The organism is Pseudomonas sp. KCJK8993, from assembly GCF_046230915.1.
Taxonomy (GTDB): Bacteria; Pseudomonadota; Gammaproteobacteria; order Pseudomonadales; family Pseudomonadaceae; genus Aquipseudomonas; species Aquipseudomonas piscis.
On sequence record NZ_JBJJLO010000023.1, the window covers coordinates 41,031 to 67,123 of the forward strand.

Sequence of the window (26,093 nt, forward strand, 5' to 3'; positions counted from 1 at the left end):
TAGCAAACCTGCGTGGTTTTGCGGCATGCGCCGGTTTTGCATGAATATCGTTCATGTTGGTTCGCCGGGCGGGCCGGTAGAATCGCGACGTTTTTACTTTCGGGACCAGGGACATGCCGTATCGTTTTGCCGTCAGCAGCGTGCTGCTGCTATTGAGTTCACTGTGCATGGCGCAAGGTCCGGCGCCGGCGATTTCCTATACCCGCGACATCCAGCCGATCTTCACCGAGAAGTGCGTGGCTTGCCACGCCTGCTACGACTCGGCCTGCCAGCTCAACCTGGGCAGTGGTGAGGGCGCTGCCCGTGGCGCCTCGAAGGCGCCGGTATACGATGGCGAGCGGAGCAAGGCCCAGGAGCCGACCCGGCTGTTCTACGATGCCAGCGGCAAGGCGGCCTGGCAGAGCCGCGGATTCTATTCGGTGCTCGACGCCCAGGGCAGCCAGGCGGCGCTGATGGCCCGGATGCTGGAGTTGGGGCACCGTACGCCGCTGCAACCCAATGCCAAGCTGCCCAGTGAGATCGTCCTGGGCCTGAACCGGGAAAACATGTGCCCGCAGCCGGCCGAGTTCGACGGGTATGCCGGCGCCCACCCCAAGGAAGGCATGCCCCTGGCGGTCACCGGCCTGACCAGCCAGCAGTACCAGACGCTACAACGCTGGCTGGCTTCCGGGGCTCCGATCGATGAGCAGGGCCTGGCCCCCAGTGCCCGGGAAAGCCTGCAGGTGGTGCAATGGGAAAACCTGCTCAACGCCCCTGGCGCCCGGGAAAGCCTGGTGGCGCGCTGGCTCTACGAGCATTGGTTCCTGGCGCACATCTATTTCGAAGGCGGTGAGCCGGGGCATTTCTTCCAGTGGGTGCGCTCGCGTACCCCCACTGGCCAGCCCATCGACCTGATCAATACCCGACGCCCCAACGACGACCCGGGCACCCAGGTGTACTACCGCCTGTGGCCGGTGCAGGGGGTGATCGTGCACAAGACCCACATCACCTACCCGTTGGGCGCGGCGAAGCTGGCCCGGGTCAAGACCCTGTTCTACAGCGGCGACTGGCAGGTCAACGCCTTGCCCGGTTATGGGCCGGCGCGCCGGGCCAACCCGTTCGAGACCTTCGAGGCGATCCCGGCCAAGGCCCGCTACCAGTTCATGCTGGATAACGCCGAGTACTTCGTGCGTACCTTCATTCGTGGCCCGGTCTGCCGTGGTCAGATCGCCACCGATGTGATCCGCGACAACTTCTGGGCGCTGTTCCAGGCCCCGGAACATGACCTGTACATCACCGACCCGGCCTATCGCGGCCAGGCTACGCCCCTGCTGGCGATGCCGGGGCAGAACGACGATGTCGGCAGCGTGCTCAGCCTGTGGCTGGCCTACCGCGACAGGCGCAACGAGTACGAGGTCCTGCGCCGCGACTCGTACGCCGAGGCCCCGGCGCCCAGTTGGTCGACCCTGTGGGCCGGCAACGACAACGCGCTGTTGAGCATCTTCCGGCACTTCGACAGCGCCTCGGTGACCAAGGGCCTGATCGGCGAGATTCCGCAGACGATGTGGCTGTTCGACTATCCATTGCTGGAGCGCACCTATTACCAACTGGCGGTGAACTTCGACGTGTTCGGCAACGTCTCGCACCAGGCCCAGACCCGGCTGTACTTCGACCTGATCCGCAATGGCGCCGAGCAGAACTTCCTGCGCCTGATGCCCGCCGGCACCCGCGAGGACTTCCTCGACGACTGGTACCAGAACAGCGGCAAGTTCAAGATGTGGCTGGACTACGAGTCCATCGACGACAGCAAGCGCAGCGCCCTGAAGCTGGACGCCAAGGATCCGAAAAAGGATTTCGCCAACCAGTTGCTGGTGCGCTACGGCGAGCTCAATGCCAAGCCGGACCCGATCAACCGCTGCGACAGCGCCTATTGCTCGCGACCCAACATCGACCCGGCCCTGCAGGATGCCGAGCAGGCCCTGAGTCGCCTGGCGTCGCGGCCGGCGGCAGGGCTCAAGGTCATCGAGCAATTGCCTGAAGCGACCCTGTTGCGGATCCAGGCACCTGGAGGCAAGCGCGAGTTTTACAGCATGCTGCGCAACCGTGCCCACAGCAACGTGGCCTTCATGCTCGGCGAGTCGCTGCGCTACCAGCCGGGCCTGGACACCCTGACGATCTTCCCGGGTATCCTCAGCAGCTACCCGAACTTCATGTTCGACATACCGTCCGCCGAGGTGCCGGAGTTCGTCGCGGCCATGCAGCAAGCCCGCGATGCCGAAAGCTTCGAGAAGATCGTCGAACGCTGGGGCATCCGCCGCAGCCATCCGCAGTTCTGGCAGTACTTCCATGACCAGACCCGCTATCTGCAGGAAACCGATCCGGTCGAGGCCGGGATCATGGACATGAACCGCTACGAGAACCTCTGAGATAGAGCGGTTGCCGTCCCCGGATGCGCAGAGGTGTCCGGGGGCGTGTCAGACCAAGGTCTATCCCGACAAAAACACTAGGACTTTTTCCGTGGCATCGATTGGCGTAAACTGCGCCCACGTCTGCGAGGAACCACCATGAGCGCCATAACCATTACCGACGCCGCCCACGATTATCTGGCTGATCTGCTGTCCAAGCAGAACACCCCGGGGATCGGCATCCGCATCTTCATCACCCAACCAGGGACCCAGTACGCCGAGACTTGCATCGCCTATTGCAAGCCGGGCGAAGAAAAGCCCGAGGACAAGGCCCTGGGCCTCAAGAGCTTCACTGCCTACATCGACTCTTTCAGCGAGGCCTTCCTCGATGATGCAGTCGTCGACTACGCCACCGACCGCATGGGCGGCCAGCTGACCATCAAGGCTCCTAACGCCAAGGTGCCCATGGTCAATGCCGACAGCCCGATCAACGAGCGCATCAACTACTACCTGCAAACCGAGATCAACCCCGGGCTGGCCAGCCACGGCGGCCAGGTCAGCCTGATCGACGTGGTCGAAGACGGCATCGCCGTGCTGCAGTTCGGTGGCGGCTGCCAGGGGTGTGGCCAGGCCGACGTGACCTTGAAGGACGGCATCGAGCGCACCCTGCTCGAGCGTATTCCTGAGCTCAAGGGCGTGCGCGACGTCACCGACCACACGCAGAAAGAAAACGCCTACTACTAAGGCGTTCGCTGCGACACAAAAAAACGGCGCCCCGTGAGCGCCGTTTTTTTATGCCTGGGGCCAAGCCCTCAGGGTCGATAGAGGTGGGCGTGGCCGGCGCGGTACAGCGACGACTCACCGAAGGCATCGCTGGCCAATACCCGGCCCACCAGGATCAGCGCGGTGCGCCGGAAGCCCCTGGCGGCCACCTTGGCGGCGATATCCGCCAGGGTCCCCTGTACCCAGTCCTGGTCCGGCCAGGTGGCCCGGTGCACCACCGCGATCGGGCAGTCGGCGCCGTAGTGGGGCAGCAGTTCGGCAACGATGCGCTCGATGTGGTTGACCCCCAGGTGGATGGCCATGGTGGCGCCATGGGCCGCGAGGCTGGCGAACTCTTCGCCGGCCGGCATGCTGGTCTTGTCCGCGTAGCGGGTGAGGATCACGCTCTGGGAGACATCGGGCAAGGTCAGCTCCGCTCCCAGCAATGCGGCGCAGGCGGCGGTGGCGGTGACTCCGGGGACGATCTCGAAAGCAATCCCCAACTCCCGCAGGCAACGGATCTGCTCGCCGATGGCGCCGTACAGGCTCGGGTCGCCGGAGTGCACCCGGGCTACATCCAGACCCTGGGCATGGGCTTCGCGGATGACCTCGATGATCTGTTCCAGATGCAGCTCGGCGCTGTTGATCACCCGTACCGCGTTATGCCCCTCGAGCACCGCCTGGGGCACCAGGGAGCCGGCATAGATGATCACCGGGCAGCGATGGATCAGGCGCTGGCCCTTGACGGTGATCAGTTCCGGGTCGCCGGGGCCGGCACCGATGAAGTAGACAGTCATGGCAGTGTCCTGTGAAAAAAGGGGGCGAGCGGACTTCATGATGAAGATCGCTCATGATCGAGGGCGGGGATTATCGGTGATTCTAAGGGCAAACAGCCAATGCCAGGGTGGCTTCGGCGGATTTTTGCCGGGGCACCAGCAGTTGCGCCGAGCCTGCTTGCAGGCATTCGGCCATGGCCAGGGCGGCGCTTTCGGCGACGCCATGGCAGCCGGTGCGTTCGAACGCGACCTGCGACCGGTGGCTCAGGCGCGAGTCGTAGGGCGCCAGCTGGGCACCGCTGAAGAATGCCAGGCGTAGCGATAACTGCTGCGCCAGCTCCAGCAGGCCCGGTTCATCCTGCTTCAGGTCGATGCTGGCCAGGGCCCGTACCTGGCCCAGGTCCAGGCCATGGGCCTGCAGTACCTGGTCCAGCAGGGTGCGCAAGGCGCTGGCCGGGCAGCCCTTGCGACAACCCAGGCCGACCACCAGGGCCGGCTCGGTGATCATGCCCGCTGGCCATTCTCGCCCTTGCGCCGGAACAGCCAGGCGCTGATCAGGCCCAGGGCCAGCCAGAAGGCGGCATTGGTCAGTTGCGAGGCGATCTTGAACTGCGCCTCCAGTGCCTCGGGGGCCAGCATCGAATGCACCTCCGGTTGGGGAGCGCCGATCACATGGGGCACGGCGATGATGGCCGCGCCCAGCAACTTCAGCAGCCAGTTGCCGGCGAACACGATCAGGGCCAGGCCCACGGCAGTGGACGCGGCGGCACCGACCCACCAGGTCTGGCGCTGTACCAGGTCGGCCGCCGCCGTGCCGGGCAGTTCCGGTGGCAGGCCCAGGGTGGGGGCCAGGCAGAAGGTGGCGTAGCCGGCCAGGCCCCAGAGCAGGCCCTGGGAGGTGCGGCTCGGTGCGCGCAGGGTGTAGAGGCCTGCCAGCATCAGGGCGAAGCCCACGGCGACCACCAGGTTGCCGCCGGTGGTGGCCAGCACTCGCTGCCAGCCATCCTCCGGTTCCCAGGCTTCTTCGTCGTGGACATGCCCGGTCATGGCGCCCGGCCCGTGTTCATGGACTGCTTCGGTGGCCGGGGCCTTTTCGTAGGTTTCCGCCTGGAGAATCAAGGGGGCGACCCACAAGCTTTGCAGCAAGGTCAGCAGCAGGGCGGCCAGCAGTCCGGTGAAGCCCGCGGTTTGCGCGATACGCTTGATCATCGGGGCAGGTCTCAGTGGCAAGGGAAGGCGGCGCTGTGGCGGGTGTCGTGGGCAGCGTTGTGCACCGCCTCGATATGCGAGAAGCCGGCGAAGTACACCAGGCAGGCACCGAGGATAGAGGCGCCGATGGCGACTACCAGGCGCTGGCCCAGGGTGGAGGTACTGCTGGCGGAATGGCTGGTGCTGCTGATGGTCGACATGGCGCGTTCCCTTGGGTTTGTCGGCGGGGGAGCGGCGCAGGAGAACCCCGCGCGGCGTTCACGCAGGGTTGGCAACAGCGCCCGCCCACCGCGGGTTTGTTATTCGTGTATGGCGGGCCGGTCTCCGGGCTCGCGAGGGACAGGGCGGGTCATGCCATGCCGGCAAGTGTCGCCTTCCCATGCCCGGGGGCACAGTGGATCTGACACTTCGCTCGCTTACCGTTGCGGGGGCAGCACCGGACTGGTCACCGCTGGCAAGCGCGTGATTCACCGGTTTCCCGTTTCACCCTGTGAAGGGCACCCGTAACAAGTTGTGTAGCAAATCATGGGCAAGGGAGCGCCGTCAATTGCCGGCTGGCACGGGAAACCGCCGCATATGCGCATTGACCGTCCTCCGCGCTCTGCGTAGCCTTGCGCCTTCGAGGTTCTTCGGCCGGCGGTCGAAGCTAAGACGGGAACGCGGTAGAAGCCGCGGCTGCCCCCGCAACTGTGAAGGGTTCCATTCCTGCAGGGCCACTGCCTGGCGCACATGACGCCGGTGGGAAGGCACAGGAAGCGTCAGTCCTGGGACTGGCAAGCCCCCAGCCAGGAGACCTGCCTCGACCCAGATTCTCACTACAACCGGGCGGGGTGATCCGGTGGCGAAATCAGCACCTGGCCCACGCCGGGCCTGTCGTCCCGTATGCCCGCCTCCTTCGCCAAAAGGGCATCCGATGAAAACACTGGCCAAACTTCCCGTCACCATCGTCACCGGCTTCCTGGGCTCGGGCAAGACCACCCTGCTGCGGCACATGCTGGACAACGCCCGGGGCCGCCGCATCGCGGTGATCGTCAATGAATTCGGCGAGCTGGGCATCGACGGCGAGATCCTCAAGCAGTGCTCCATCGGCTGCACCGAGGAGGAGGCCAGCGGCCGGGTCTTCGAATTGGCCAACGGCTGCCTGTGCTGCACCGTGCAGGAAGAGTTCTTCCCGGTGATGCGCGAACTGGTGGCCCGCCGTGGCGACCTGGACCATATCCTCATCGAAACCAGCGGCCTGGCCCTGCCCAAGCCCCTGGTGCAAGCCTTCCAGTGGCCGGAAATCCGCAGCGCCTGCACCGTCGATGCGGTGATCACCGTGGTCGACAGCCCGGCCGTGGCCGCCGGCACCTTCGCCGCCTTCCCGGACCAGGTGGACGCCCAGCGCAAGCTCGACCCCAACCTGGACCACGAGTCGCCGCTGCACGAGCTGTTCGCCGACCAGCTGTCCAGCGCCGACCTGGTGATCCTCAACAAGACCGACCTGATCGACCCGGCCGACCTGGCCAAGGTCCGCCTGGAAGTGGCCGAGGAACTGCCGCCGGCGGTCAAGGTGATCGAGGCCAGCAGCGGGCGCCTGCCCCTGGATGTGCTGCTGGGCGTGGGTGCCGGTTCCGAGGAGCACATCGACAGCCGCCACAGCCACCATGACCACCATCATGACGGCGACGATCATGACGACCATGACCACGACGCCTTCGACTCGATCTCCATCGAGCTGCCCGAGGCCGACGAAAGCTTGCTGCTCGATGCCCTGACCCAACTGGTGGTCAAGCACGGCATCCTGCGGGTCAAGGGTTTCGCGGCGATCCCCGGCAAGCCGATGCGCCTGCTGCTCCAGGGCGTGGGCACCCGTTTCGACAAGCACTTCGACCGCAAGTGGGGCGCTGATGAGAAACGCATCACCCGCCTGGTGCTGATCGGCCAGGAACTGGACGCAACCCAGCTGGAAGCGCAACTGCGCGCTGCCCTGGGCGCCTGACCCATGCACCTGCTCAGGACCCAGCCCGGCGGATTCGTGTCGGATGACAACATCGCCGACCTTGGACAAACCCCCGCCGAGCTGGTGATCCTGTGCAGCGGCGACTCCAGCCTGGCGCTGCTGGCCGAGGCCGCCGAGCAACTGCCAGCGGACTACCCCAGCTTTCGCCTGGCCAACCCGATGCAGGTGCAGAACCACGCCTCGGTGGACCTGTACGTCGACCAGGTGCTGCGCCATGCCAAGGTCATCCTGATGTCCCTGCACGGTGGCATCGCCTACTGGCGTTATGGCGTCGAGCAACTGGTGGAGCTGTCCCGGCGCGGGGTGCAGCTGATCCTGGTGCCGGGGGACGACCGGCCCGACCCGGAACTTAGCGACCTGAGCACCGTGTCGGCCGTGGAGCGCGACCGCCTGTGGCAGTTCCTGCGCCAGGGTGGGCGGGACAATGCGCTGAATTTCTACCGCTGCCTGAGCGGCCTGCTGGGGCGCGACTATCCCTGGAGCGAGCCGCAGGTACTGCCGCGCACGGCGCTCTATCACCCGGCCAGGAGCCAGGCCAGCCTGGCGGATTGGCAGGCCCACTGGCAGCCCGGCCAGGCGGTGGCGGCGCTGCTGTTCTATCGCTCGCACTTGCAGGCGGCCAACACCGCATTCATCGATCTGTTCTGCCTGCGCCTGGCGGCTGCCGGTCTCAACCCCTTGCCGATCGCTGTGGCCAGCCTCAAGGAGCCTGGCTGCCTGGCGCAGGTGGAAGACTGGCTGGATGAGACCGGCGCGGGAGTGATCCTCAACACCACCGGTTTCGCCCAGTCCAGCCCCGAGGCGCCGCACCTGCGGCCGTTTCGCCGCGACATCCCGGTGATCCAGGCGATCTGCGCCCAGGACAACGAGCCGGGCTGGCAGGCCAGCGAGCAGGGCCTGGGCCCACGGGACCTGGCCATGCACATCGCCTTGCCCGAACTGGACGGGCGCATCATCAGCCGCCCGATCAGCTTCAAGGACCTGGCCTGGCGCAGCGAGCGCAGCCAGTCGGACGTGGTCTGCTATCGCGGCCAGCCCGAGCGCATGGACTTCGTCGCCCGGCTGGCAAGCAACTGGGTCGAGCTGGGCTGCCTGGACAACCAGCACAAGCGCATCGCCCTGGTCCTGGCCAACTACCCGACCCGCGACGGGCGCATCGGCAATGGCGTGGGCCTGGATACCCCGGCGGCGGCGCTGAACATTCTCAAGGCCTTGCAGGCCGAGGGTTATCCGCTGCCTGGCGAGCTGCCGGCCAGCGGCACCGAGCTGATCCGGCAATTGCTCGGTGGCGTCAGCAACGATCTGGACAGCCTCGACCTGCGCCCTTGCCAGCAGAGCCTGGCCCTGGACGACTACCAGCGTCTGTTCCAGGCACTGCCCGAGGCCAATCGCCAAGCGGTGCTGGAGCGCTGGGGCGCCCCGGAGCAGGATCCGATGTTCCGCAACGGGCGGCTGATGGTCGCCGGCCTGCGCCTGGGCCTGACCTTCATCGGCATCCAGCCGGCCCGGGGTTACCAGGTCGACCCCAGCGCGGTGTACCACGACCCGGACCTGGTGCCGCCCCATGCCTACCTGGCGTTCTATTTCTGGCTGCGCCAGGTCTACGGCGCCCACGCAGTGATCCACGTCGGCAAGCACGGCAACCTCGAGTGGCTGCCGGGCAAGGGCGTCGGCCTGTCGGCCCACTGCTGGCCGGATGCCTTGCTGGGGCCGCTGCCGAACATCTACCCGTTCATCGTCAATGACCCAGGGGAGGGGGCCCAGGCCAAGCGCCGGACCCAGGCGGTGATCATCGATCACCTGATGCCGCCCCTGACTCGCGCCGAGACCTACGGCCCGCTGCGTAACCTGGAACTGCTGGCCGACGAATACTACGACGCCCGGTTGCTCGACCCGCGCCGCGCCCGCGAGCTGCAGCGGGACATCCTGCGCCTGGTGCGCGAGACCCAGATCGACCGCGAGCTGCAACTGGACGGACCACTGGAGGGCGAAGCCGATGCGGCGCTCTGGCTGCCACGGCTGGACACCTACCTGTGCGATCTCAAGGAATCGCAGATCCGCGACGGCTTGCATGTGTTCGGCGAGTCACCAGCGGGGCGCTTGCGCATCGATACCTTGCTGGCCCTGCTGCGCATCCCCCGGGGCGATGGCAAGGGCGCCCATGCCAGCTTGCTGCGAGCCCTGGCCAAGGCCTTCGAGCTGGGGTTCGACCCGTTGGATTGCGCCCTGGCCGAACCCTGGACCGGGCGGCGACCACAGCCCTTGCAACAGCTCAGCGATGCCTTGTGGCGCACCGCTGGCGATGTGCGCGAGCGTCTGGAAATCTACGCCGGGCGCTTGATCGAGGCGGCCTTGCAAGGTCCGGTGGCGCAACTGGACGAAGCCGGCTGGGAGCCGGTGCGCAGCATCATCGAGGGCTTGCGCGAGGTGGTGGCGCCGCGCCTGGATGCCTGTGGCCCGGCAGAGATGCGCGGCCTGCTCGAGGCCCTGCAAGGCCGCTTCGTGCCGGCCGGCCCCAGCGGCGCGCCCAGTCGCGGGCGCCTGGACGTGTTGCCCACCGGGCGCAATTTCTATTCGGTGGATGTGCGCAACCTGCCCACCACCACTGCCTGGCGCATCGGCTTCCAGTCGGCCAACCTGATCCTCGAACGCCATCTGCAGGATCACGGCGATCACCTGCTGCAACTGGGCTTGTCGGTGTGGGGCACGGCCACCATGCGCACCGGTGGCGACGATATCGCCCAGGCCATGGCGCTGATGGGCGTGCGGCCCGTCTGGGCCAGCGGCAGCCAGCGGGTCGACGACTTCGAGATCCTGCCCCTGAGCCTGCTGGACCGGCCCCGGGTCGACGTGACCCTGCGGATTTCCGGGTTCTTCCGCGATGCCTTCGCCAACCTCATCCGCTTGTTCGACGCGGCGGTGCAGGCGGTGGCGGCCCTGGACGAGCCGGCCGACCTGAACCCCCTGGCGGCCAGGGTCCGAGCCGAACGTGAAGCTTTGGAGGCCAGCGGCCTGGACCCGGAAGCGGCGGCGCGCCAGGCCGGCTGGCGGATCTTCGGGGCCAAGCCCGGGGCTTATGGCGCCGGGGTCCAGGGCGCCATCGACGGCCGGTTGTGGCAGAGCCGCGAGGACCTGGCCGAGGTCTACCTCAACTGGGGTGGCTACGCCTATGGCGGCAGCGATGAAGGCACCGACGCCCGCGAGCAGTTCGCCGCTCGCCTGGGTCGGGTCCAGGCGGTAGTGCAGAACCAGGACAACCGCGAGCACGACCTGCTGGATTCCAACGACTATTACCAGTTCCAGGGCGGCATGCTGGCGGCGGTGGAAAGCCTGGGCGGGGCCAAGGTCGCCAGCTACCACGGCGATCACAGCCAGCCCGACCTGCCGAAGATCCGCAGCCTCAAGGAAGAGCTCAACCGGGTGATCCGTGCCCGGGCGGTCAACCCGAAATGGATCGAGGGGGTCAAGCGCCACGGTTACAAGGGCGCCTTCGAAATGGCCGCGACCCTGGACAACCTGTTCGCCTTCGATGCCACCACCGAACTGCTCGACGACCACCAGTACGCCTTGCTGGCCGACGCCTACCTGCTGGACGACTCGACCCGCGAGTTCGTTCGCCAGCATAATCCCCACGCCCTGCGCGATATGACCGAGCGCTTGCTGGAGGCCCAGCAGCGCGGCCTGTGGCAGGAGCCCGGCGCGTATCGCGAGGCCCTGGAACACCTGTTGCTGGATATAGAAGAAGACTCCTGAGGGCACCTCTGAAAACTACCTGCGTTGTTGTCATCGCTGCGTTAAAAACAGGCTGGTGCGCCAGCCCGGTCAAAATGCTCATTTACTCCTTGTAAACTGCGCTTTTTCGCCTGTTTTTGCCTTGCGCTGACTGCCTCGCCTACGTTTCTAGAGGTGCCCTGAGGCGGCGAATGCTGTGCACTCGATCGCGAGCTGGCTCGCGAAATCGTCCTTCGGGACACCCCCGATCCAAGCGAGAACCCCAGATGAGCGACACCCCGCATTTCCCCTTGTCGGCCGTGGTCGGCGCCGATGCCCTGAAATTGGCCCTGTGCCTGACCGCCATCGACCCGAAGATCGGTGGCGTGCTGATCGAGGGGCCACGGGGCATGGCCAAGTCGACCCTGGCCCGGGGGCTGGCGGATTTGCTGGCCAGCGGGCAGTTCGTCACCTTGCCCCTGGGGGCCAGCGAAGAGCGGTTGGTGGGCACCCTGGACCTGGATGCGGCCCTGGGCGAGGGGCGGGCGCAGTTCTCCCCGGGCGTTCTGGCCAAGGCCGACGGCGGGGTGCTGTATGTCGATGAGGTCAACCTGCTGCCCGACCACCTGGTGGACTTGCTGCTGGACGTGGCGGCCAGTGGCACCAACCTGATCGAGCGCGATGGCATTTCCCATCGGCATTCGGCGAAGTTCGTGCTGATCGGCACCATGAACCCGGAGGAGGGCGAGTTGCGCCCGCAACTGCTGGACCGCTTCGGCCTCAACGTGGCCTTGAGCGGCCAGGTCCTGCCCCAGGAACGCGGGCAGATCATCCGTCGGCGCCTGGATTTCGACAGTGATCCGCAGGGCTTCTGCAACCAATGGGCCCAGGCCCAGGCCAAACTGCGCCAGCGCTGCCAGCAGGCACGGACGCTGCTGGAAGGTATCGCACTGGATGACCAGGCCCTGGCGCAGATCACCGAGCGCTGTTTCGCCGCCGGGGTCGACGGCTTGCGTGCCGACCTGGTCTGGCTGCGGGCCGCCCGGGCCCATGCCGCCTGGCGTGGCGCTTCGGCCATCGCCGAGGAGGATATCGACGCGGTGGCGGAATTCGCCTTGCGCCATCGGCGCGGGCAGGCGCCCGCGGCACCGGTGCAGCAACCCCAGTCGCCGGCACCGCAGCAGTCCGGGGCGCAGCGCGAGACCAGCGAAGGCGCGGGCCAATGGGGTGACATGCCGGCCCAGGCACTGCCCACCGGCGCCCGGCGCGAAGTGCCCAGCTGGCCAAAAAAGCCCTAGGCATCCGTTCCCGCTCTGGCCCGGGGGCGGATGCCAAGCCCCGGCCGGGGCGCTTGGACCAGGGACGACAAGGCCGCAGCCGGGCGGCGAGTTGCGGTCGCATCAACTGGCCCGGCACCTTGCTCAAGGGGCGTCCACGCCTGGTCGAGGACCTGCTGTGGCAACTGCGCAGTCGCACGCCCCATGAGTTGTGGCTGGTGATCGTCGACGCCTCGGCCTCGACGCGCCGGCACCAGGCCCTGAGCGATGCCAAGGGCCTGCTGGCGCAACTGTTCGACGATGCCTACCGGCAACGGGCGCGCCTGGCCTTGCTCACCGCCAGCGGTCGAGCGCCTCGCTGGCAGGTCCAGGGGCTCAAGGCGTCCAGGGACCTGCGGCATTGGCTCGATGGCCTGGGCGCCGGCGGCGGTACGCCATTGCCCCAGGCCCTGGCCGAGGCCCGGCAGTGGCTGGAGCAGCGGCAACGGCGCTGGCCGGCGGAACAGCAGCGGGTGCTGCTGATCACCGACGGGCGCCTGAAGACCCTGCCGCCGGTCGACGCTCTGAATTGTCCGACCCTGTTGCTGGACATCGAGCGCAGCCCGATCCGCCTCGGCCGCGCCCGGGAACTGGCGCAACGCCTGGGCGCCGACTACCACCATATCGACCTGTAGCCCCCAAGCCCCGTGGCTCGTACGAGCCATGCGCAGCCTGCGGCAGCGGCTACACTGCCTGCGCCAATCAAGGGGAGCGACGCCATGCGGGTACTGGTGCACAACGACAAGGACGATTTTCGGGTCAAGGCCTACGCCGGCACCAATGGCGTACTCCTGGCCATGGACCTGGATGCCAGTCGCCGCCAGGGCTTGCTGGGGTTCGCCATCGAAAAGCAGACCGGTAGCAAACCCTGGTTGTTCCTGTTCAACAGCCTGACCTTTCCCGGCAAGACGCACACTTTCCCGCAGTACAACGCCACGCCCAGCGACCAGGCGCCATTGCAGAAGTTTCGCTGGGCCGACTATGCCGTCAACCCGGGCGCCACCCTCAACTATCGGGTGTACCTGGTCTATGGCAGCGCCGCCGCGCCGCAGTTGGGAGAAATGCTGCCGCTATGCATCACCGCCGACAACGGCCAGCCTCCCGGGCAGCGGGTGATCTTCAATCGCGCGGTGGCCGCCAGCCAGGCGTTCTCGCGCAAGTTTCCCGAACTGGACACTTTGCTCAGCGCCAATAAGAACCTGCCCATCGAGGCCTGGCCAGAGGCGCCCCGGCAATGGCTGAAGAACGGCTTGCTGGAGCAGTTGCTGGGGTTCATCCAGCGCGCCAGCGACGCCAGTTGGAGCCTGGATATCGCCATCTACGAATACCAGCTGCCGGCCATTGTCGATGCGGTCAACGCGGCCTTCGATCGCGGGGCCAAGGTCCGGGTGCTGTATCACGCCGGTCCCGGGGACGATGACACGGCGTTGAACCAGGCCAGCCTGCAGCACCTGCCCGAGGGCAGCAAGCGTGCACGGGTGACCCACGCCATCTTCCACGACAAGTTCATCGTCCTCGGCCGCCTGGATGCCGGCGGGCAGCGCCAGAATGTCGCGGTGCTGTGCGGCAGCACCAACTTCACCGCCAATGGCGTGTACCGCCAGGCCAACGTGCTGCACTGCCTGGACAACCCGGACATCGCCGACCGCTACCTGCAGGTGTTCGAGCAGATCTGGGCGGCGCCGGCGGAGGTCGGTGCCACCCGCCAATGGTTGACCCAGCACAACCCCATGCAGCCTGCGGCGGCGCTGTTCGCCGGTTTCTCGCCACGGACGGGGCAGGGCGACCTCGATGAGTTCGTGCGGATCATCAATGGCGCCCGCCGTGACTTGCTGTTCGTCACCGCCTTCGCCTTGCCCGACCGGATCCTCGATGCCTTGCTCGGCCAGCCCCACGACGACGTGTTGCGCTATGGCCTGCAGAACACCGCCAGCCGCATCACCGGTTTCCATGCCGATCGCACGGCGGAGTTCGCCGCCACCGCGTTGCTCAACAACGGCCTGGAAGGCTGGCTCAAGGAAGGCCTCAAGGGGCAGAAGGGCAACTTGCTGGTGCACACCAAGGCAGTGGTCACCGACTTCACCAGCGACGCCCCGGTGATCATCAGCGGCAGCCACAACCTCAGCGTCGGCGCCAGCCAGGACAACGACGAGAACTTCCTGATCATCCGTGGTGACACCGACCTGGCGGACCGCTACGGCCTGGAACTGCTGCGCTTCTACGAGCACTACCGGTTCCGCTACTTTGCCAGGCAGCTGGCGCTCAAGCAGGTCCAGCCTTTGGCGGCGGATGATAGCTGGAGCAACGATTACTACCTCGCAGGCGATTTGCGCATGCTTTCGCGCCTGCGCTTCTCCGGGCGCTGAAGCCAAGGTGTCCAGCCTGGCGGGAAGCTGGCGCAGGTTGCATATCGGCGGGTGACTGCGTAGGTTTCAGCGACTGCGCACAAGGACCCCGCCATGTCTCCGGACCTGACCTCCATCGAGTTGTTCCTCAAGGCCCTGACCCTGGGCAACCTGTCCCGGGCCGCCGAGCAGTCGCACCTGTCGCTGTCGGCCGCCAGCCGCCGGTTGTCCTTGCTGGAGCAGCATTTCAAGGTGGCGCTCCTGGTGCGCACGTCCACCGGAGTGCAGCCCACGCCAGCGGGCCAGGCCCTGGCCGATCACGCGCGGAGCATCCTGCGGGCCGTGGACGTGATGCATGCCGACCTTGCCGACTTCGCCAAGGGGGCCACGGGCCGGGTCAGCCTCTACGCCAACAGTTCGGCCATGAGCCAGGAACTGCCCAGGCAGCTGACCCAATGGAGCGAGCTGCATCCTGGCATTCGCATCGACATTCGCGAGGAGCGCAGTCGCGAGATTCTCCTGGCTGTGCGTGACGGGGTGGCCGACGTCGGCATCGTCACCACCTTGCCTGAGGCGCGGGACCTGTATTTCAAGGCGTATTGTCGCGACCGCCTGTGCCTGATCGTGCCCCAGGGGCATCCGTTCAAGATGAGCCATGCACGCTTCGAGGACCTGTTGGGCTACGACTTCGTCGGCCTGGAGGACAACGCCGCCATTACCCCGCTGATTACCGAGGCTGCCGCCGCCGTGAGCATGCCCTTGCGCCTGCGGGTGCAGGTGCGCAGCTTCGAGGCCGTGTGCCGGCTGATTGCCGCGGGGCAGGGCGTCGGTGTGTTGCCCCAGGGCGCGGTACAGATCTTCCGCAAGGAAATGGACTTGCGTTTTATCGAAATCGATGACCCCTGGGCCGATCGCCAGATGTACTTGTGTCGCCGCCGTGAGCCGCCGTCCCTGGCCAGCCACGCACTGTTCGACTACCTGGCAGGCTTCCAGCAGGACGGGGCAGCGGCCCGTGAGGGCGATCGGTAGCAGCCATCGCTCATCCGGCCTTCGAATTTTTCGAAGGCGGTTTCCGTAATGAGCAATTCCCACTGGCCCGGCTCCGTGGCCAGAATGGGCACGCCTGTCCGCTTGACCTGCCTCGCTAACAACAACACGTCAGACCAGGAGATATGGCTTGTCCAGGATCAATCCCCCTGTAAAACCCGTCCACCGCATCGCGGTGATCGCCGGTGATGGTATCGGCCGCGAAGTGGTGCCCGAAGGCCTGCGGGTGCTCGATGCGGTCGGTCGGCGCTTCGGCATCGACTGGCATTTCGATCATTTCAACTGGTGCAGCGAGCACTACCAGGCCCACGGCAGCATGATGCCCGAGGACTGGGCCGAGCAGATCGGCCATCACGAAGCGATCTTCTTCGGCGCCGTGGGAGCCCCGGATATCGTCCCCGACCATGTGGCGGTCTGGGACTCGCTGCTCAAGATCCGTCGCCAGTTCGACCAGTACGTCAACATCCGCCCCGTGCGCCTGATGCCCGGCGTGCCCTGTCCGCTGGCCGGGCGGGTGCCGGGCGACATCGACTTCATCGTGGTGCGGGAGAACACCGAGGGCGAGTACTCCAGTGTCGGCGGGCGCATGTGGCCGGGTACGCCTCGGGAGATCGCCTTGCAGGAGTCGGTGTTTTCCCGGCATGGCGTCGACCGGGTGCTCGAGTACGCCTTCGAACTGGCCAGCCGCCGGCCTCGGCGCAATCTGGTGGCGGCCACCAAATCCAATGGCATCGCCATCACCATGCCATTCTGGGACGAGCGCCTGGACGCCATCGCCAAGGCCTATCCCGAGGTCGCCAGCCGCAAGTTCCATATCGATATCCTCTGCGCGCACTTCGTCCAGCATCCGGACTGGTTCGATGTGGTGGTGGCCTCCAATCTGTTCGGCGACATCCTTTCCGATCTTGGCCCGGCCTGTACCGGCACCATCGGTATCGCCCCCTCGGCCAACCTCAACCCTGAGCGGCTGTATCCCTCGCTGTTCGAACCCGTGCACGGCTCGGCGCCGGACATCGCCGGGCTGGGCGTGGCCAACCCGATCGGCCAGATCTGGTCGGCAGCGTTGATGATCGAGCACCTGGGTCAGGGCGACGAGCTTTACCAACGGGCGGCCGCCGCCGTCGTACAAAGCATCGAGAGCGTACTCGCAGACGGTCCGCGTACCCGGGAAATGGGCGGTACCGCCAGCACCGTGGAAGTCGGGCGTGCCATCGCCGAATGCCTGGAGGGGAGCTGAACATGCAGCACGGACACTACATCGACAACCAATGGCAGGCCTCGTCCTGGAGCGAGGACATCCCGGTACTGGACCCCAGTAGCGGCGCCACCTATGCCCGCATCGCCCGGGGCACCGCCGAAGATATCGACCTGGCGGTGAGCGCAGCACAGCGGGCCCTGGGGGAGAACTTCGACGGCCCCTGGGGCGCTCTTTCGGCCCTGGAGCGCGGGCGCTTGCTGGCCCGTCTCGGTGCCGCGGTGCTGGAGCACCACGAGCAGTTGGCGCAGATCGAGGCCCGGGATACCGGCAAGGCGCTCAAGGTGGCCCGGGCCGATGCCACGGCCCTGGCGCGCTACTTCGAGTACTACGCCGGCGCTGCCGACAAGCTTCACGGCCAGACCCTGCCCTACCAGGCCGGTTACACCGTGCTGAGCGTGCGCGAGCCCCATGGCGTGACCGGGCACATCATTCCCTGGAACTACCCGATGCAGATCTTCGGGCGCAGCGTCGGCGCGGCCCTGGCCGCAGGCAATGCCTGCGTGATCAAGCCGGCCGAGGACGCCAGCCTGTCCCTGCTGCGGCTGGCGGAACTGGCCGCCGAGGTCGGGTTTCCCAAGGGCACGGTGAACGTGGTCAGCGGTTATGGCCATGAGGCCGGCGCAGCCCTGTGCGCTCATCCCGGGGTGGCGCATATTTCCTTCACCGGCTCTACCGGTACCGGCGCCCTGGTAGCCAAGGCCGCCGCCGAGCGCCATTGCCCGGTGACCCTGGAGCTGGGCGGCAAGTCGCCACAGATCGTCTTCGCCGACGCCGACGTGGAGCGCGCATTACCGGTATTGATCAACGCCATCGTGCAGAACTGCGGGCAAACCTGCTCCGCCGGCAGTCGCCTGCTGGTGGAACGCAGCCTCTACGAGCCCCTGCTGGAGCGCCTGGCCCAGGGTTTCAGCCAGTTGCGCGCCGGCCCCTCGGAGTTGGACCTGGACATGGGGCCGCTGATCAACCAGAAGCAGCTGCGACAGGTGCGTGAGTTCGTGCGCGAAGCCGAGGCCGCGGGGATTCCGGTGGCGGCCCGTGGCGTGGTAGTGCCCGAGGCTGGCAACGCTGGTTTTTTCCAGGAGGCCGTGCTGTTTCGCGATGTACCGGCCGACAGCCGCCTGGCCCGGGAAGAGGTCTTCGGCCCGGTGCTGGCGGTCATGCCTTTCGAGGACGAGGCCCACGCCATCCGCCTGGCCAACGACAGCGCCTTCGGCCTGGTGGCCGGGGTCTGGACCCGTGACGGCGCGCGCCAGATGCGCATGGCCCACAAGCTGCGCTGCGGCCAGGTGTTCATCAACAACTATGGCGCCGGCGGTGGCGTCGAGTTGCCCTTCGGAGGGGTCAAGGCCAGCGGTTATGGCCGGGAAAAGGGCTTCGAGGCACTGCTGGGCTTCACCACCTTGAAGACCATCGCTATCCGTCACGACTGAAAGCCGCCACCGCGGCACACAACAACAAGATCAGGAGTCACTCCCATGCGTCTAGCCAACAAGACAGCCATCGTCACCGGCGCCGGTTCCGGTTTCGGCGAAGGCATCGCCAAGACCTTCGCCCGTCAAGGGGCGCAAGTGATCGTCGCCGACTTGAATGCCACGGGCGGCCAACGGGTGGCGGACGAGATCCGTGCCGCCGGGGGGCAGGCCCATTTCGTCCAGGTCAATGTGGCCGAGGACGCCAGCGTCGCGGCGCTGTTGCGCGACACCCTGGAGCAGTACGGGGGCCTGGATATCGTGGTCAACAACGCCGGCACCACCCACCGCAACCGGCCGATGCTGGAGGTGGACGAGGCCGAGTTCGACCGGGTGTTCGCGGTCAACGTCAAGAGCATCTACCTGAGTGCCAGGCACTTCGTCCCGCATTTTCGCGGGCAGGGTGGCGGGGTGTTCGTCAACATCGCTTCCACCGCGGCGGTCCGGCCGCGGCCCGGGTTGGTCTGGTACAACGGCAGCAAGGGCGCGGTGGTGGTGATCAGCAAGACCATGGCCGCCGAGCTGGGGCCGGACAATATCCGGGTCAATTGCGTCAACCCGGTAGTGGGCGCCACGGCGTTGCTCAGTGAGTTCATGGGCGTGCCGGACACCCCGCAGAACCGCGAGAAATTCATGGCTGGCATCCCCCTGGGACGCTTCTCCACGCCCCAGGACGTGGCCAATGCCTGCCTGTACCTGGCCAGCGATGAGGCGGCCTTCATTACCGGCACCTGCCTTGAAGTCGATGGCGGACGTTGTGTATAGAGAGCATCCGGCGGTACCCACCCAAGCTACGGAGTGCAATCGATATGTGCGGGATCGACAACAACAACCAGCCCAACACCGCGAAACTCCTCGAAGGCCTGCCCAGGAATTGGGGCAAGTGGGGGCCTGACGACGAGGTCGGCGCCCTCAATTACCTGCAGCAGGCCGAGGTGTTGCGTGGCGTTGCCGCGGTGCGCCAGGGCAAGACCTTCACCCTGCAAGTGCAGATCGGCCATCCCGGTGGCGATCCCATGTGGCCGGCGCGCAGCCCGTCCATGCGCTTCAATACCCTGGATCGCAGCCACTACCAGGCCGGCAAGCAGCCCTCGATGACCGGTGGCGCCGAGTACTGCGACGATGTGATCTTCATGCAGTTGCAGGGCTCGACCCAGTACGACGCCCTGGGCCATGCCTGGTACGACAACCAGTTGTGGAACGGTTACGACGCCAACACCACGGTGGGCGGCATGGCCAAGGCCAGCGTGCTGCCGATCGCCGAGCGCGGGATCGTGGGGCGTGCGGTGCTGATCGACATGGCCCGCCACCGGGGCAAGAAGTACCTGGGCCGTGGCGAGACCTTCGACCACCGGGACCTGCTGGCCGCGGCCAAGGCCCAGGGCGTGGCCATCCAGAAGCGCGACATCCTGATCATTCGCACCGGCTCCATGGGTGCCTTCTACGAGTACGGCAAGACTGAGTTCTTCAAGGACCTGGTGGAGCCGGGGCTGACCTACAGCCGTGAGTTGGTGGAATGGTTCGACCAGATGGAGATCCCCAACCTGGTGACCGATACCATCGCCAACGAGGTGATCACCGACCCGGCGTCGGGGGTGCAGATCCCGCTGCACTGCGCATTGATGCGCAACCTGGGCATCGCCTTCACCGAGATCGTGCTGCTCGAGGACCTGGCCGAGGACTGCGCGGCCGATGGCCAGTGGACCTTTCTCTACACCGCCGCGCCGTTGAAGATCGTCGGTGGCAGCGGCGCCCCGGTAAACCCGGTGGTGATCAAGTAGCGCCAGCAAGGTGCTGGAGTCCGGGCGACCAAGGGTTTACCCTGCCGCCCGTTTTCCACCACCGATATGGATTTTCGACCTGTCATGAGCGATACCTGCCCGCCAGACTGTGCCCATTGTTCTCCCGACGTCGCTCATGAAACCGCCCACCGCGCCGTGCTCGATGCCCTGCAAGTCATGGGGGCCCACCCCGAGGCCGACGAGGACCGGATCGTCGAGCTGCTGCAGGAGCGGGGCTATTCGCCAATCGTGGCCGAAAAACTCAACGCCTTCGTGCCTGCGGCCCTGAGCTGGCCCATGCTCAAGCGCCTGGGGGTGGCATCCTTCGCCGGGCATTTCATCGTCTATGACGACAACGACGAAGAGGTACAGGTACCGGTTGCAAGCCAGCATTACTTTACCGCCGCGCTGACCCTGGCCTACTGGACCGTCGAGCAGGGCTTCACCGCCGAGTTGTCCAGCAGCACTTACCAGTTGGTCGCCGGCCGCAGCGCCGAGATGGATGCGGTGAACCAGATCCTGCACGAGGGTGGCAGTGTGCAGGGGGCCAGGGTCGGCCCGTTGCGATTGTTGCGCATCAGTGCCAGCCAGATGCTGGCCTAGCGCCTCAACCGATGAAGATGATCTTCGACACCAGCTCCGCACTGTTCTTGGCCTGAAGTTTCTTCATCAGCCGGGCGCGGTGCACTTCCACGGTGCGATGGGAGATGCCCAGCCGGCGCGCCACTTCCTTGCAGGTCAGGCCATTGACGATATGCAGGGATATCTCCCGTTCGCGTGGGGTCAGGCGGATCGACGGCGCCGGCTGGCGATCCAGGCGCTCGAAGTGCCAGACCATCAGTTCGAACGGGTCCAGCGGGGTCAGGGAGAACCCCTGGGCCCGGGCCCAGAACACCTCGCCATTGCGATGCTGCATGAAGCGTTCGTCGCTGTAGGAGTCGCTGGGGCCGCTGCGCAGCCAGTGTTCGCTGCGCTCGCCAATGCTCTGGTAGTCGGCGTGCGAGGGATACAGGAGCAAGGTCAGGTGGTTACGCAGGTGCTCGCGTTCATAGCCGAACAGGCGGACGAAGGCCTGGTTGCAGTCCAGGATCCGTCGGTGCCCGGTGATCAACTGTGGTGCGGGGGAAACCTGGAAAGCCAGGCGCTCGAGGTCCTGGAATCGCTGGGTATGTAGGGTCATTGGGCATCCTGCCTCAAGGGGGTCAGCGCACTTGCCGCGGGGCGGGCACTACTTACAGAAGTAGGTAGTTGCCCCAACTAGCTTGGGATTCGGGCGCTGGATCATTCTATGGAATCCTCGCTTCAAGGACAGAAGAAAATCACCATGACCCACGATTCCGTATCCATCGTCGCCGCCGCCCACAGTCCTTTCGGTCGCCTGGACGGCCTGAACCTCGAAGACCTGATCGTCAAGGTCACGCGCGAAGCCCTGGCGGACGCCGAGATCGACGCCGCCGAGATCGACGCACTGTTTCTCGGCCACTTCAACTCCGGCCTGGTCCCGGATGGTTTTCCCGCCTCGCTGATGCTCCAGGCCGATCCGCAATTGCGCTTCAAGCCCGCCACCCGCTTCGAGAACGCCTGCGCTTCCGGTTCGGCGGCAATCCAGGCCGGGATCAACGCGATCCGCAGTGGTGCCGCCGAACTGGTGCTGGTGGTGGGGGCGGAGAAAATGACCAGCAACAGTACCGCCGAGGTCACCCGGGCCCTGGCCGGTGCCGGTTACCAGAACGATACGCGGGAGGCTGGCCTGAGCTTCGCCCAGTTGTTCGGCCAGGTGGCGCAGCAGTACACCGAGCGCTACCACAGCCCGCTGGCCTCGATGGCGGCGATCGCGGTGAAGAACCACGCCAACGCCATGGCCAACCCCCTGGCGCAGATGCACCGGTTGATGGACTTCGAACACTGCAACAGCGTCTCCCAGAGCAACCCGCTGATCGCGCCGCCGCTGCGCCTGACCGACTGCTCGCTGATCAGCGACGGTGCGGCGGCGATCGTCCTGGCCTCGTCCCATCGCGCCCGCTCGATGCGGCGCCAGGTAGCGATTCGCGCCATGGTCCAGGTCAACGACCTGTTGCCCATGGCCAGTCGCGATGTGCTGGCCTTCGAGGGGCCGCAGCGGGCGATCCATGGCGCTCTGCGCGAGTCCGGGGTGACCCTGGGCGACCTGAGCTTCGCCGAGGTCCATGACTGCTTCACCATCGCCGAACTGCTGATCTACGAGGCCATGGGCCTGGCGCCCAAGGGCGAAGGGCACCGCGCCATCGACGACGGCATCGTGCGTCAGGGCGGGCGCCTGCCGGTGAACCTGTCCGGCGGGCTCAAGGCCAAGGGGCACCCGGTGGGGGCCACGGGGGTGTCGATGCATGCGCTGGGCTTTGCCCAGCTGGTCGGCGAACCCATTGGCCTGGGCGTGCCCGGCGCGGAATTCGGCCTGCTGTTCAACATGGGCGGCATGGCCGTGGCCAACTATGCCAGCGTGCTGCAAGCGGTCAGGACCTGAGGATGAATATCGCCCAATGGCTGCTCGACGCGGCCCAACGCTGGCCGCAGCGCGCGGCGCTGTTCGAGGGTAGCCGGCAGGTTGCCGACTACCAGGCGTTTGCCGCCAGGGCCCGCGACCGGGCCCTGGAGCTGCGCCAACAGCATGGGATCGTTCCCGGCGAACGGGTGGCGCTGCTGTTGAAGAACAGCTGCGCCTACCTCGAGCTGCTGTACGCCATCTGGTGGAGCGGGGCGGTGGCGGTGCCGATCAACCACAAGCTGCACGCCCTGGAGGCCGCCTGGATCGCCGGCAATGCCGGGGCACGCTTGATCTACACCGACGACGGCCGGGTCTTCGACGGTGCGTCGTTGCCAGAGGGCTGTCGCGAGCTGGCGGTAGCCGCGGCCCTGCCTGCGGAGGCGCCAGGTGCCGAGCTCCTGGAACCCTGCCCGCGACAGGACAGCGACCTGGCCTGGCTGTTCTATACCTCCGGCACCACCGGGCGTTCCAAGGGGGTGATGCTGTCCCACGGCAACCTGCTGGCCATGTCCCTGTGCTACCCGCTGGATGTCGACCCGGTCTCGGCGGACGACGCGGTGGTCTACGCCGCGCCGTTGTCCCATGGCGCCGGGTTGTACAACTTCATCCACGTACGCTGTGGCGCCCGGCACGTGGTGCCGGCGTCCCGGGGCTTCCAGGCGCAGGAGCTGTTCGAGCTGGCGCAGGAGCTGGGACAGGTCAGCCTGTTCGCCGCGCCGACCATGGTCAAGCGCATGGTGGAGCAGGCGCGGCAGCAGGGGTACGCCGGGCAGGGGATCAAGACCATCGTCTACGGCGGCGGCCCGATGTACCTGGCGGACCTGACCGCGGCCCTGGATACCTTCGGCCCACGACTGGTGCAGATCTACGGCCAGGGCGAATGCCCGATGACCATCACCGCCTTGTCCCGGGAGACCATCGCCGACCGTGACCAGGCCGACTGGCCGGCCATCGCCGCTTCGGTCGGGCGGGCCCAGGCCTGCGTCGAAGTGCGGGTCCTGGATGCCTCGGGTCAGCCCCTGGCGCCCGGCGAACCGGGAGAGATCGCCGTGCGCGGGGCGCCGGTGATGCAGGGCTACTGGAACAATCCGCAAGCTACCCAGGCCGCCCTGGTAGACGGTTGGCTGCGTACCGGCGATGTGGGTTTCCTCGATGGGCGGGGTTACCTGACCCTGACCGACCGCTGCAAGGACGTGATCATTTCCGGCGGCAGCAACATCTACCCGCGGGAAGTCGAGGAAGTGCTGATGCAGCACCCCGGCGTGTTCGAGGTCTGCGTGGTAGGCGAGGCCGACGCCGAGTGGGGCGAGTCGGTGGTGGCCTTCGTGGTCGCGCGCTCACCGGCGAGCCTCGATGAACTGGCCCTCGGCCAGTGGTTCGTGGAACGCATGGCCTCGTTCAAGAAGCCGCGCAAGTACCTGTTCTGCGCCGAGCTGCCGAAGAACAGCTACGGCAAGATCCTCAAGACCCGCCTGCGCCAGTGGCTCAAGGACCCTTCCCAGGCCCTGGCCGAGTTCTGACACAAGGTTTTTTCATGGATAGCACCACGACAGGAGTCCCCGACATGGGCGTGCCACCTTCCAACCCCCGGCGCCAGCGGCGCCGGGCCTTCATCGGCGCCACTTCCGGCCACTTGATCGAGTGGTACGACTACGGCGTCTACGGTTTTCTGGCCCTGTACATCGGCAAGGCCTTCTTCGTTTCCGACGACCCCACCAGCAGCCTGCTGGCGAGCTTCGCCGCCTTTGCCCTGAGTTTCTTCATCCGGCCCCTGGGCGGCCTGTGCTTCGGTCCCCTGGCCGACAAGATCGGCCGGCGCAAGACCCTGATCACCGTGCTGGTGCTGATGTCCGCTTCCACCTGCCTGCTGGGCCTGCTGCCGACCTACGCCAGCATCGGTATCGCCGCGCCGATCCTCCTGATCCTGATCCGCTGCGTGCAGGGCTTCTCCGCCGGGGGCGAGATCGGCACCATCACCAGCTTCATTTCCGAGTACGCCGGCCCGGGCCGCCGGGGTTTCGCCACTTGCTGGCTGATGGTCACCGCCGTGCTCGGGCTGTTGCTGGGCGGTGCGGTGGCCAATGGCATGACCTGGACCCTGGGCGCCGAGGTGATGCAGGACTGGGGCTGGCGTATCCCGTTCCTGATCGCCGGGCCATTGGGCGTGATCTCGCTGTACATCCGCCTGAAGCTGGAGGACAGCCCGGAGTTCCTGGCCCTGGTCGAAGCGGGGCAGACATCCAAGGCGCCGCTGCGCGAGGTCTGGCAGTGGAAGCGGGCGATCGCCCTGGTGTTCTTCATCATTACCCTGCACAGCTCGATCTTCTACCTGGTGCTGACGTTCGCCTCGACCTACATGTCCAACACCTTGAAGTTCGACAGCGGCACCACCTTGCTCTACGTGTTCGTCGCCAGCCTTGCCGCGGCGCTGGTGATGCCTTTCGGCGGCGCCTTCACCGACCGCTACGGGCGCAAGCCGTTCCTGATGGTGATCGGCGTGCTGGCGACCCTGGCCATGTACTGGTTCTTCAAGGCCGCGCCCACGGCAACGCCGGCTACGTTGTTCTGGCCGTTGATGGCGGTGGCGATCCTGTTCGGCTTGTATGCCTCCTCGACCTACGCGCTGATGAGCGAGTTGCTGCCGACGCGCGTCCGTTCCACCGGCATCGCGGTGGCCTACAACATCCCGGTGGCGGCGTTCGGTGGCAGTGCACCGCTGATTTCCACCTGGCTGATCAAGGTCACCGGCGACATCAGTGCGCCCTGGTACTTCTACGTGGCGACCGGGGTCGCTTCGCTGCTGGCCCTGGTGATCCTGCACCAGGAAGACTTCGTCGCCTGTACCCACGATGCCCGCGAACAGCCGCGGCCGGCTTCTCGATTGCTGGCCAATTGAGGATAGTGCCCACGGTTTTGCCAAATACTGCTTGAATTCACCCTGTGCCGGCGTGCCCAAGGCGCAAATACCACTAGGCTCTGGCGAGGCTCATATCCCGGGCCTTCAGGGCGGCAAGGGAGTCGGATAGACGCAATGGATGCATTGGCCGCAGCACGCCTTGGCGATGAAATCGCCCACGGTTTCGGGGTCGCGGCCATGGTGGCCGGGGCGGTGGCCGGTGCCTTGATCGGCGCGGCGATCATCGCCGCCACGGCGGCCACCGGCGGGGTGGCGGCGGTGATCCTCGCCGGTTCGATCGCCGCCGGCGGCCTGTCGATGTTCCAGATCGTCAAGGGCCTGAGCACCCTCTTCAACCTGCCCGAGCCCACCACGGGGGTGCTGGTGGAGGGCAGCTTCAATGTCTATATCAACCGGCGCCAGGCGATGCGCGCCTGCCAGGACAGTTCATCCTCGTGCAATGGCCTGCCGTTCAACCATCCGCCCTGGCCGTTTCCGGTGCTGATCGCCGAAGGCAGCGCCAAGGTCACCATCAAGGGCAAGCCCGCTGCGCGACTGCAAAGCAAGATGGTCTGTGGCGCGCATATCAAGAGCGGCAGCCAGAACACCCTGA

At 66.4% G+C, this 26,093-nt stretch carries 22 protein-coding genes and 2 riboswitches; of the genes, 17 read left to right on the forward strand and 5 right to left on the reverse strand.

Features of this window, described 5'->3' with window-relative positions; translation table 11 throughout:
* The first annotated feature begins 113 nt into the window (after positions 1 to 113).
* Both ACK6AU_RS10390 and nfuA read left to right on the forward strand, forming a co-directional pair.
* Positions 114 to 2,405, forward strand: coding sequence for a fatty acid cis/trans isomerase (locus tag ACK6AU_RS10390; protein ID WP_409299167.1), 2,292 nt, complete (start codon positions 114 to 116; stop codon positions 2,403 to 2,405).
* Positions 2,406 to 2,543: 138 nt separating this feature from the next.
* Positions 2,544 to 3,128, forward strand: a complete 585-nt coding sequence (nfuA, locus tag ACK6AU_RS10395) for a Fe-S biogenesis protein NfuA (RefSeq protein ID WP_185701132.1) — start codon at positions 2,544 to 2,546, stop codon at positions 3,126 to 3,128.
* A 68-nt stretch (positions 3,129 to 3,196) separates the two neighbouring features.
* Here nfuA and cobM read toward each other — a convergent pair whose 3' ends face one another.
* From cobM to ACK6AU_RS10415, 4 genes are all read right to left on the reverse strand, one after another.
* Positions 3,197 to 3,943, reverse strand: coding sequence for a precorrin-4 C(11)-methyltransferase (gene cobM / locus ACK6AU_RS10400; RefSeq protein ID WP_409299170.1), 747 nt, complete (start codon positions 3,941 to 3,943; stop codon positions 3,197 to 3,199).
* A gap of 82 nt (positions 3,944 to 4,025) precedes the next feature.
* The gene (locus tag ACK6AU_RS10405; RefSeq protein WP_409299172.1) at positions 4,026 to 4,430 is read right to left on the reverse strand and encodes a cobalamin biosynthesis protein; all 405 of its coding nucleotides are present in this window, start codon (positions 4,428 to 4,430) and stop codon (positions 4,026 to 4,028) included.
* Complete coding sequence (locus ACK6AU_RS10410) at positions 4,427 to 5,131, reverse strand: CbtA family protein (protein WP_409299174.1); 705 nt, start codon at positions 5,129 to 5,131, stop codon at positions 4,427 to 4,429. The genes ACK6AU_RS10405 and ACK6AU_RS10410 overlap by 4 nt, the downstream gene beginning before the upstream one ends.
* A gap of 11 nt (positions 5,132 to 5,142) precedes the next feature.
* Positions 5,143 to 5,331, reverse strand: coding sequence for a CbtB-domain containing protein (locus ACK6AU_RS10415; RefSeq protein ID WP_185701136.1), 189 nt, complete (start codon positions 5,329 to 5,331; stop codon positions 5,143 to 5,145).
* A 97-nt stretch (positions 5,332 to 5,428) separates the two neighbouring features.
* Positions 5,429 to 5,651, reverse strand: a riboswitch (cobalamin riboswitch).
* A gap of 85 nt (positions 5,652 to 5,736) precedes the next feature.
* Positions 5,737 to 5,948, forward strand: a riboswitch (cobalamin riboswitch).
* A 96-nt stretch (positions 5,949 to 6,044) separates the two neighbouring features.
* Here ACK6AU_RS10415 and cobW point away from each other — a divergent pair.
* The 11 genes from cobW (at position 6,045) to ACK6AU_RS10470 (ending at position 20,663) form a co-directional block, all read left to right on the forward strand.
* On the forward strand, positions 6,045 to 7,112 hold the full coding sequence (gene cobW, locus ACK6AU_RS10420; RefSeq protein WP_409299176.1) for a cobalamin biosynthesis protein CobW: 1,068 nt from the start codon (positions 6,045 to 6,047) through the stop codon (positions 7,110 to 7,112).
* Positions 7,113 to 7,115: 3 nt separating this feature from the next.
* Positions 7,116 to 10,886: a cobaltochelatase subunit CobN gene (gene cobN, locus ACK6AU_RS10425; protein WP_409299178.1), complete on the forward strand. Its 3,771-nt coding sequence runs from the start codon at positions 7,116 to 7,118 to the stop codon at positions 10,884 to 10,886.
* A gap of 245 nt (positions 10,887 to 11,131) precedes the next feature.
* Positions 11,132 to 12,142 carry an ATP-binding protein gene (locus ACK6AU_RS10430; RefSeq protein WP_409299180.1) on the forward strand — a complete coding sequence of 337 codons (1,011 nt, stop codon included), beginning with the start codon at positions 11,132 to 11,134 and terminating at the stop codon, positions 12,140 to 12,142.
* A gap of 53 nt (positions 12,143 to 12,195) precedes the next feature.
* Entirely contained in the window at positions 12,196 to 12,795 is a 600-nt protein-coding gene (locus tag ACK6AU_RS10435; protein WP_185701198.1) for a VWA domain-containing protein, read from the forward strand.
* Positions 12,796 to 12,879: 84 nt separating this feature from the next.
* On the forward strand, positions 12,880 to 14,526 hold the full coding sequence (locus ACK6AU_RS10440) for a phospholipase D-like domain-containing protein (RefSeq protein WP_409299182.1): 1,647 nt from the start codon (positions 12,880 to 12,882) through the stop codon (positions 14,524 to 14,526).
* A 93-nt stretch (positions 14,527 to 14,619) separates the two neighbouring features.
* Positions 14,620 to 15,534: a LysR family transcriptional regulator gene (locus ACK6AU_RS10445; RefSeq protein ID WP_185701141.1), complete on the forward strand. Its 915-nt coding sequence runs from the start codon at positions 14,620 to 14,622 to the stop codon at positions 15,532 to 15,534.
* 148 nt (positions 15,535 to 15,682) lie between these two features.
* Entirely contained in the window at positions 15,683 to 16,789 is a 1,107-nt protein-coding gene (locus tag ACK6AU_RS10450; RefSeq protein WP_185701142.1) for a tartrate dehydrogenase, read from the forward strand.
* Between the two features lie 2 nt (positions 16,790 to 16,791).
* Complete coding sequence (locus ACK6AU_RS10455) at positions 16,792 to 18,240, forward strand: aldehyde dehydrogenase family protein (protein ID WP_409299185.1); 1,449 nt, start codon at positions 16,792 to 16,794, stop codon at positions 18,238 to 18,240.
* A 45-nt stretch (positions 18,241 to 18,285) separates the two neighbouring features.
* Entirely contained in the window at positions 18,286 to 19,044 is a 759-nt protein-coding gene (locus tag ACK6AU_RS10460) for an SDR family oxidoreductase (RefSeq protein WP_185701144.1), read from the forward strand.
* 44 nt (positions 19,045 to 19,088) lie between these two features.
* A complete protein-coding gene (locus tag ACK6AU_RS10465) occupies positions 19,089 to 20,060 on the forward strand; it encodes a cyclase family protein (protein ID WP_185701145.1) in 972 nt (323 codons plus the stop codon).
* 84 nt (positions 20,061 to 20,144) lie between these two features.
* A complete protein-coding gene (locus ACK6AU_RS10470; RefSeq protein ID WP_409299187.1) occupies positions 20,145 to 20,663 on the forward strand; it encodes a hypothetical protein in 519 nt (172 codons plus the stop codon).
* A gap of 4 nt (positions 20,664 to 20,667) precedes the next feature.
* Here the strand turns inward: ACK6AU_RS10470 and ACK6AU_RS10475 are convergent, their stop codons facing one another.
* Entirely contained in the window at positions 20,668 to 21,240 is a 573-nt protein-coding gene (locus tag ACK6AU_RS10475; RefSeq protein ID WP_185701147.1) for a LuxR C-terminal-related transcriptional regulator, read from the reverse strand.
* Between the two features lie 144 nt (positions 21,241 to 21,384).
* Here ACK6AU_RS10475 and ACK6AU_RS10480 point away from each other — a divergent pair, with 144 nt between their 5' ends.
* The 4 genes from ACK6AU_RS10480 to ACK6AU_RS10495 all read left to right on the forward strand — a co-directional run.
* Positions 21,385 to 22,563 (forward strand): acetyl-CoA acetyltransferase, encoded by a 1,179-nt coding sequence (locus tag ACK6AU_RS10480; RefSeq protein ID WP_185701148.1) that lies wholly within the window; start codon positions 21,385 to 21,387, stop codon positions 22,561 to 22,563.
* Between the two features lie 2 nt (positions 22,564 to 22,565).
* Positions 22,566 to 24,104, forward strand: a complete 1,539-nt coding sequence (locus tag ACK6AU_RS10485; protein ID WP_185701149.1) for a class I adenylate-forming enzyme family protein — start codon at positions 22,566 to 22,568, stop codon at positions 24,102 to 24,104.
* A gap of 44 nt (positions 24,105 to 24,148) precedes the next feature.
* A complete protein-coding gene (locus ACK6AU_RS10490; protein ID WP_409299190.1) occupies positions 24,149 to 25,480 on the forward strand; it encodes an MFS transporter in 1,332 nt (443 codons plus the stop codon).
* 135 nt (positions 25,481 to 25,615) lie between these two features.
* Positions 25,616 to 26,093, forward strand: a 478-nt coding sequence (locus ACK6AU_RS10495) for a PAAR domain-containing protein (RefSeq protein WP_409299192.1), incomplete at its 3' end; no start/stop codon positions are given.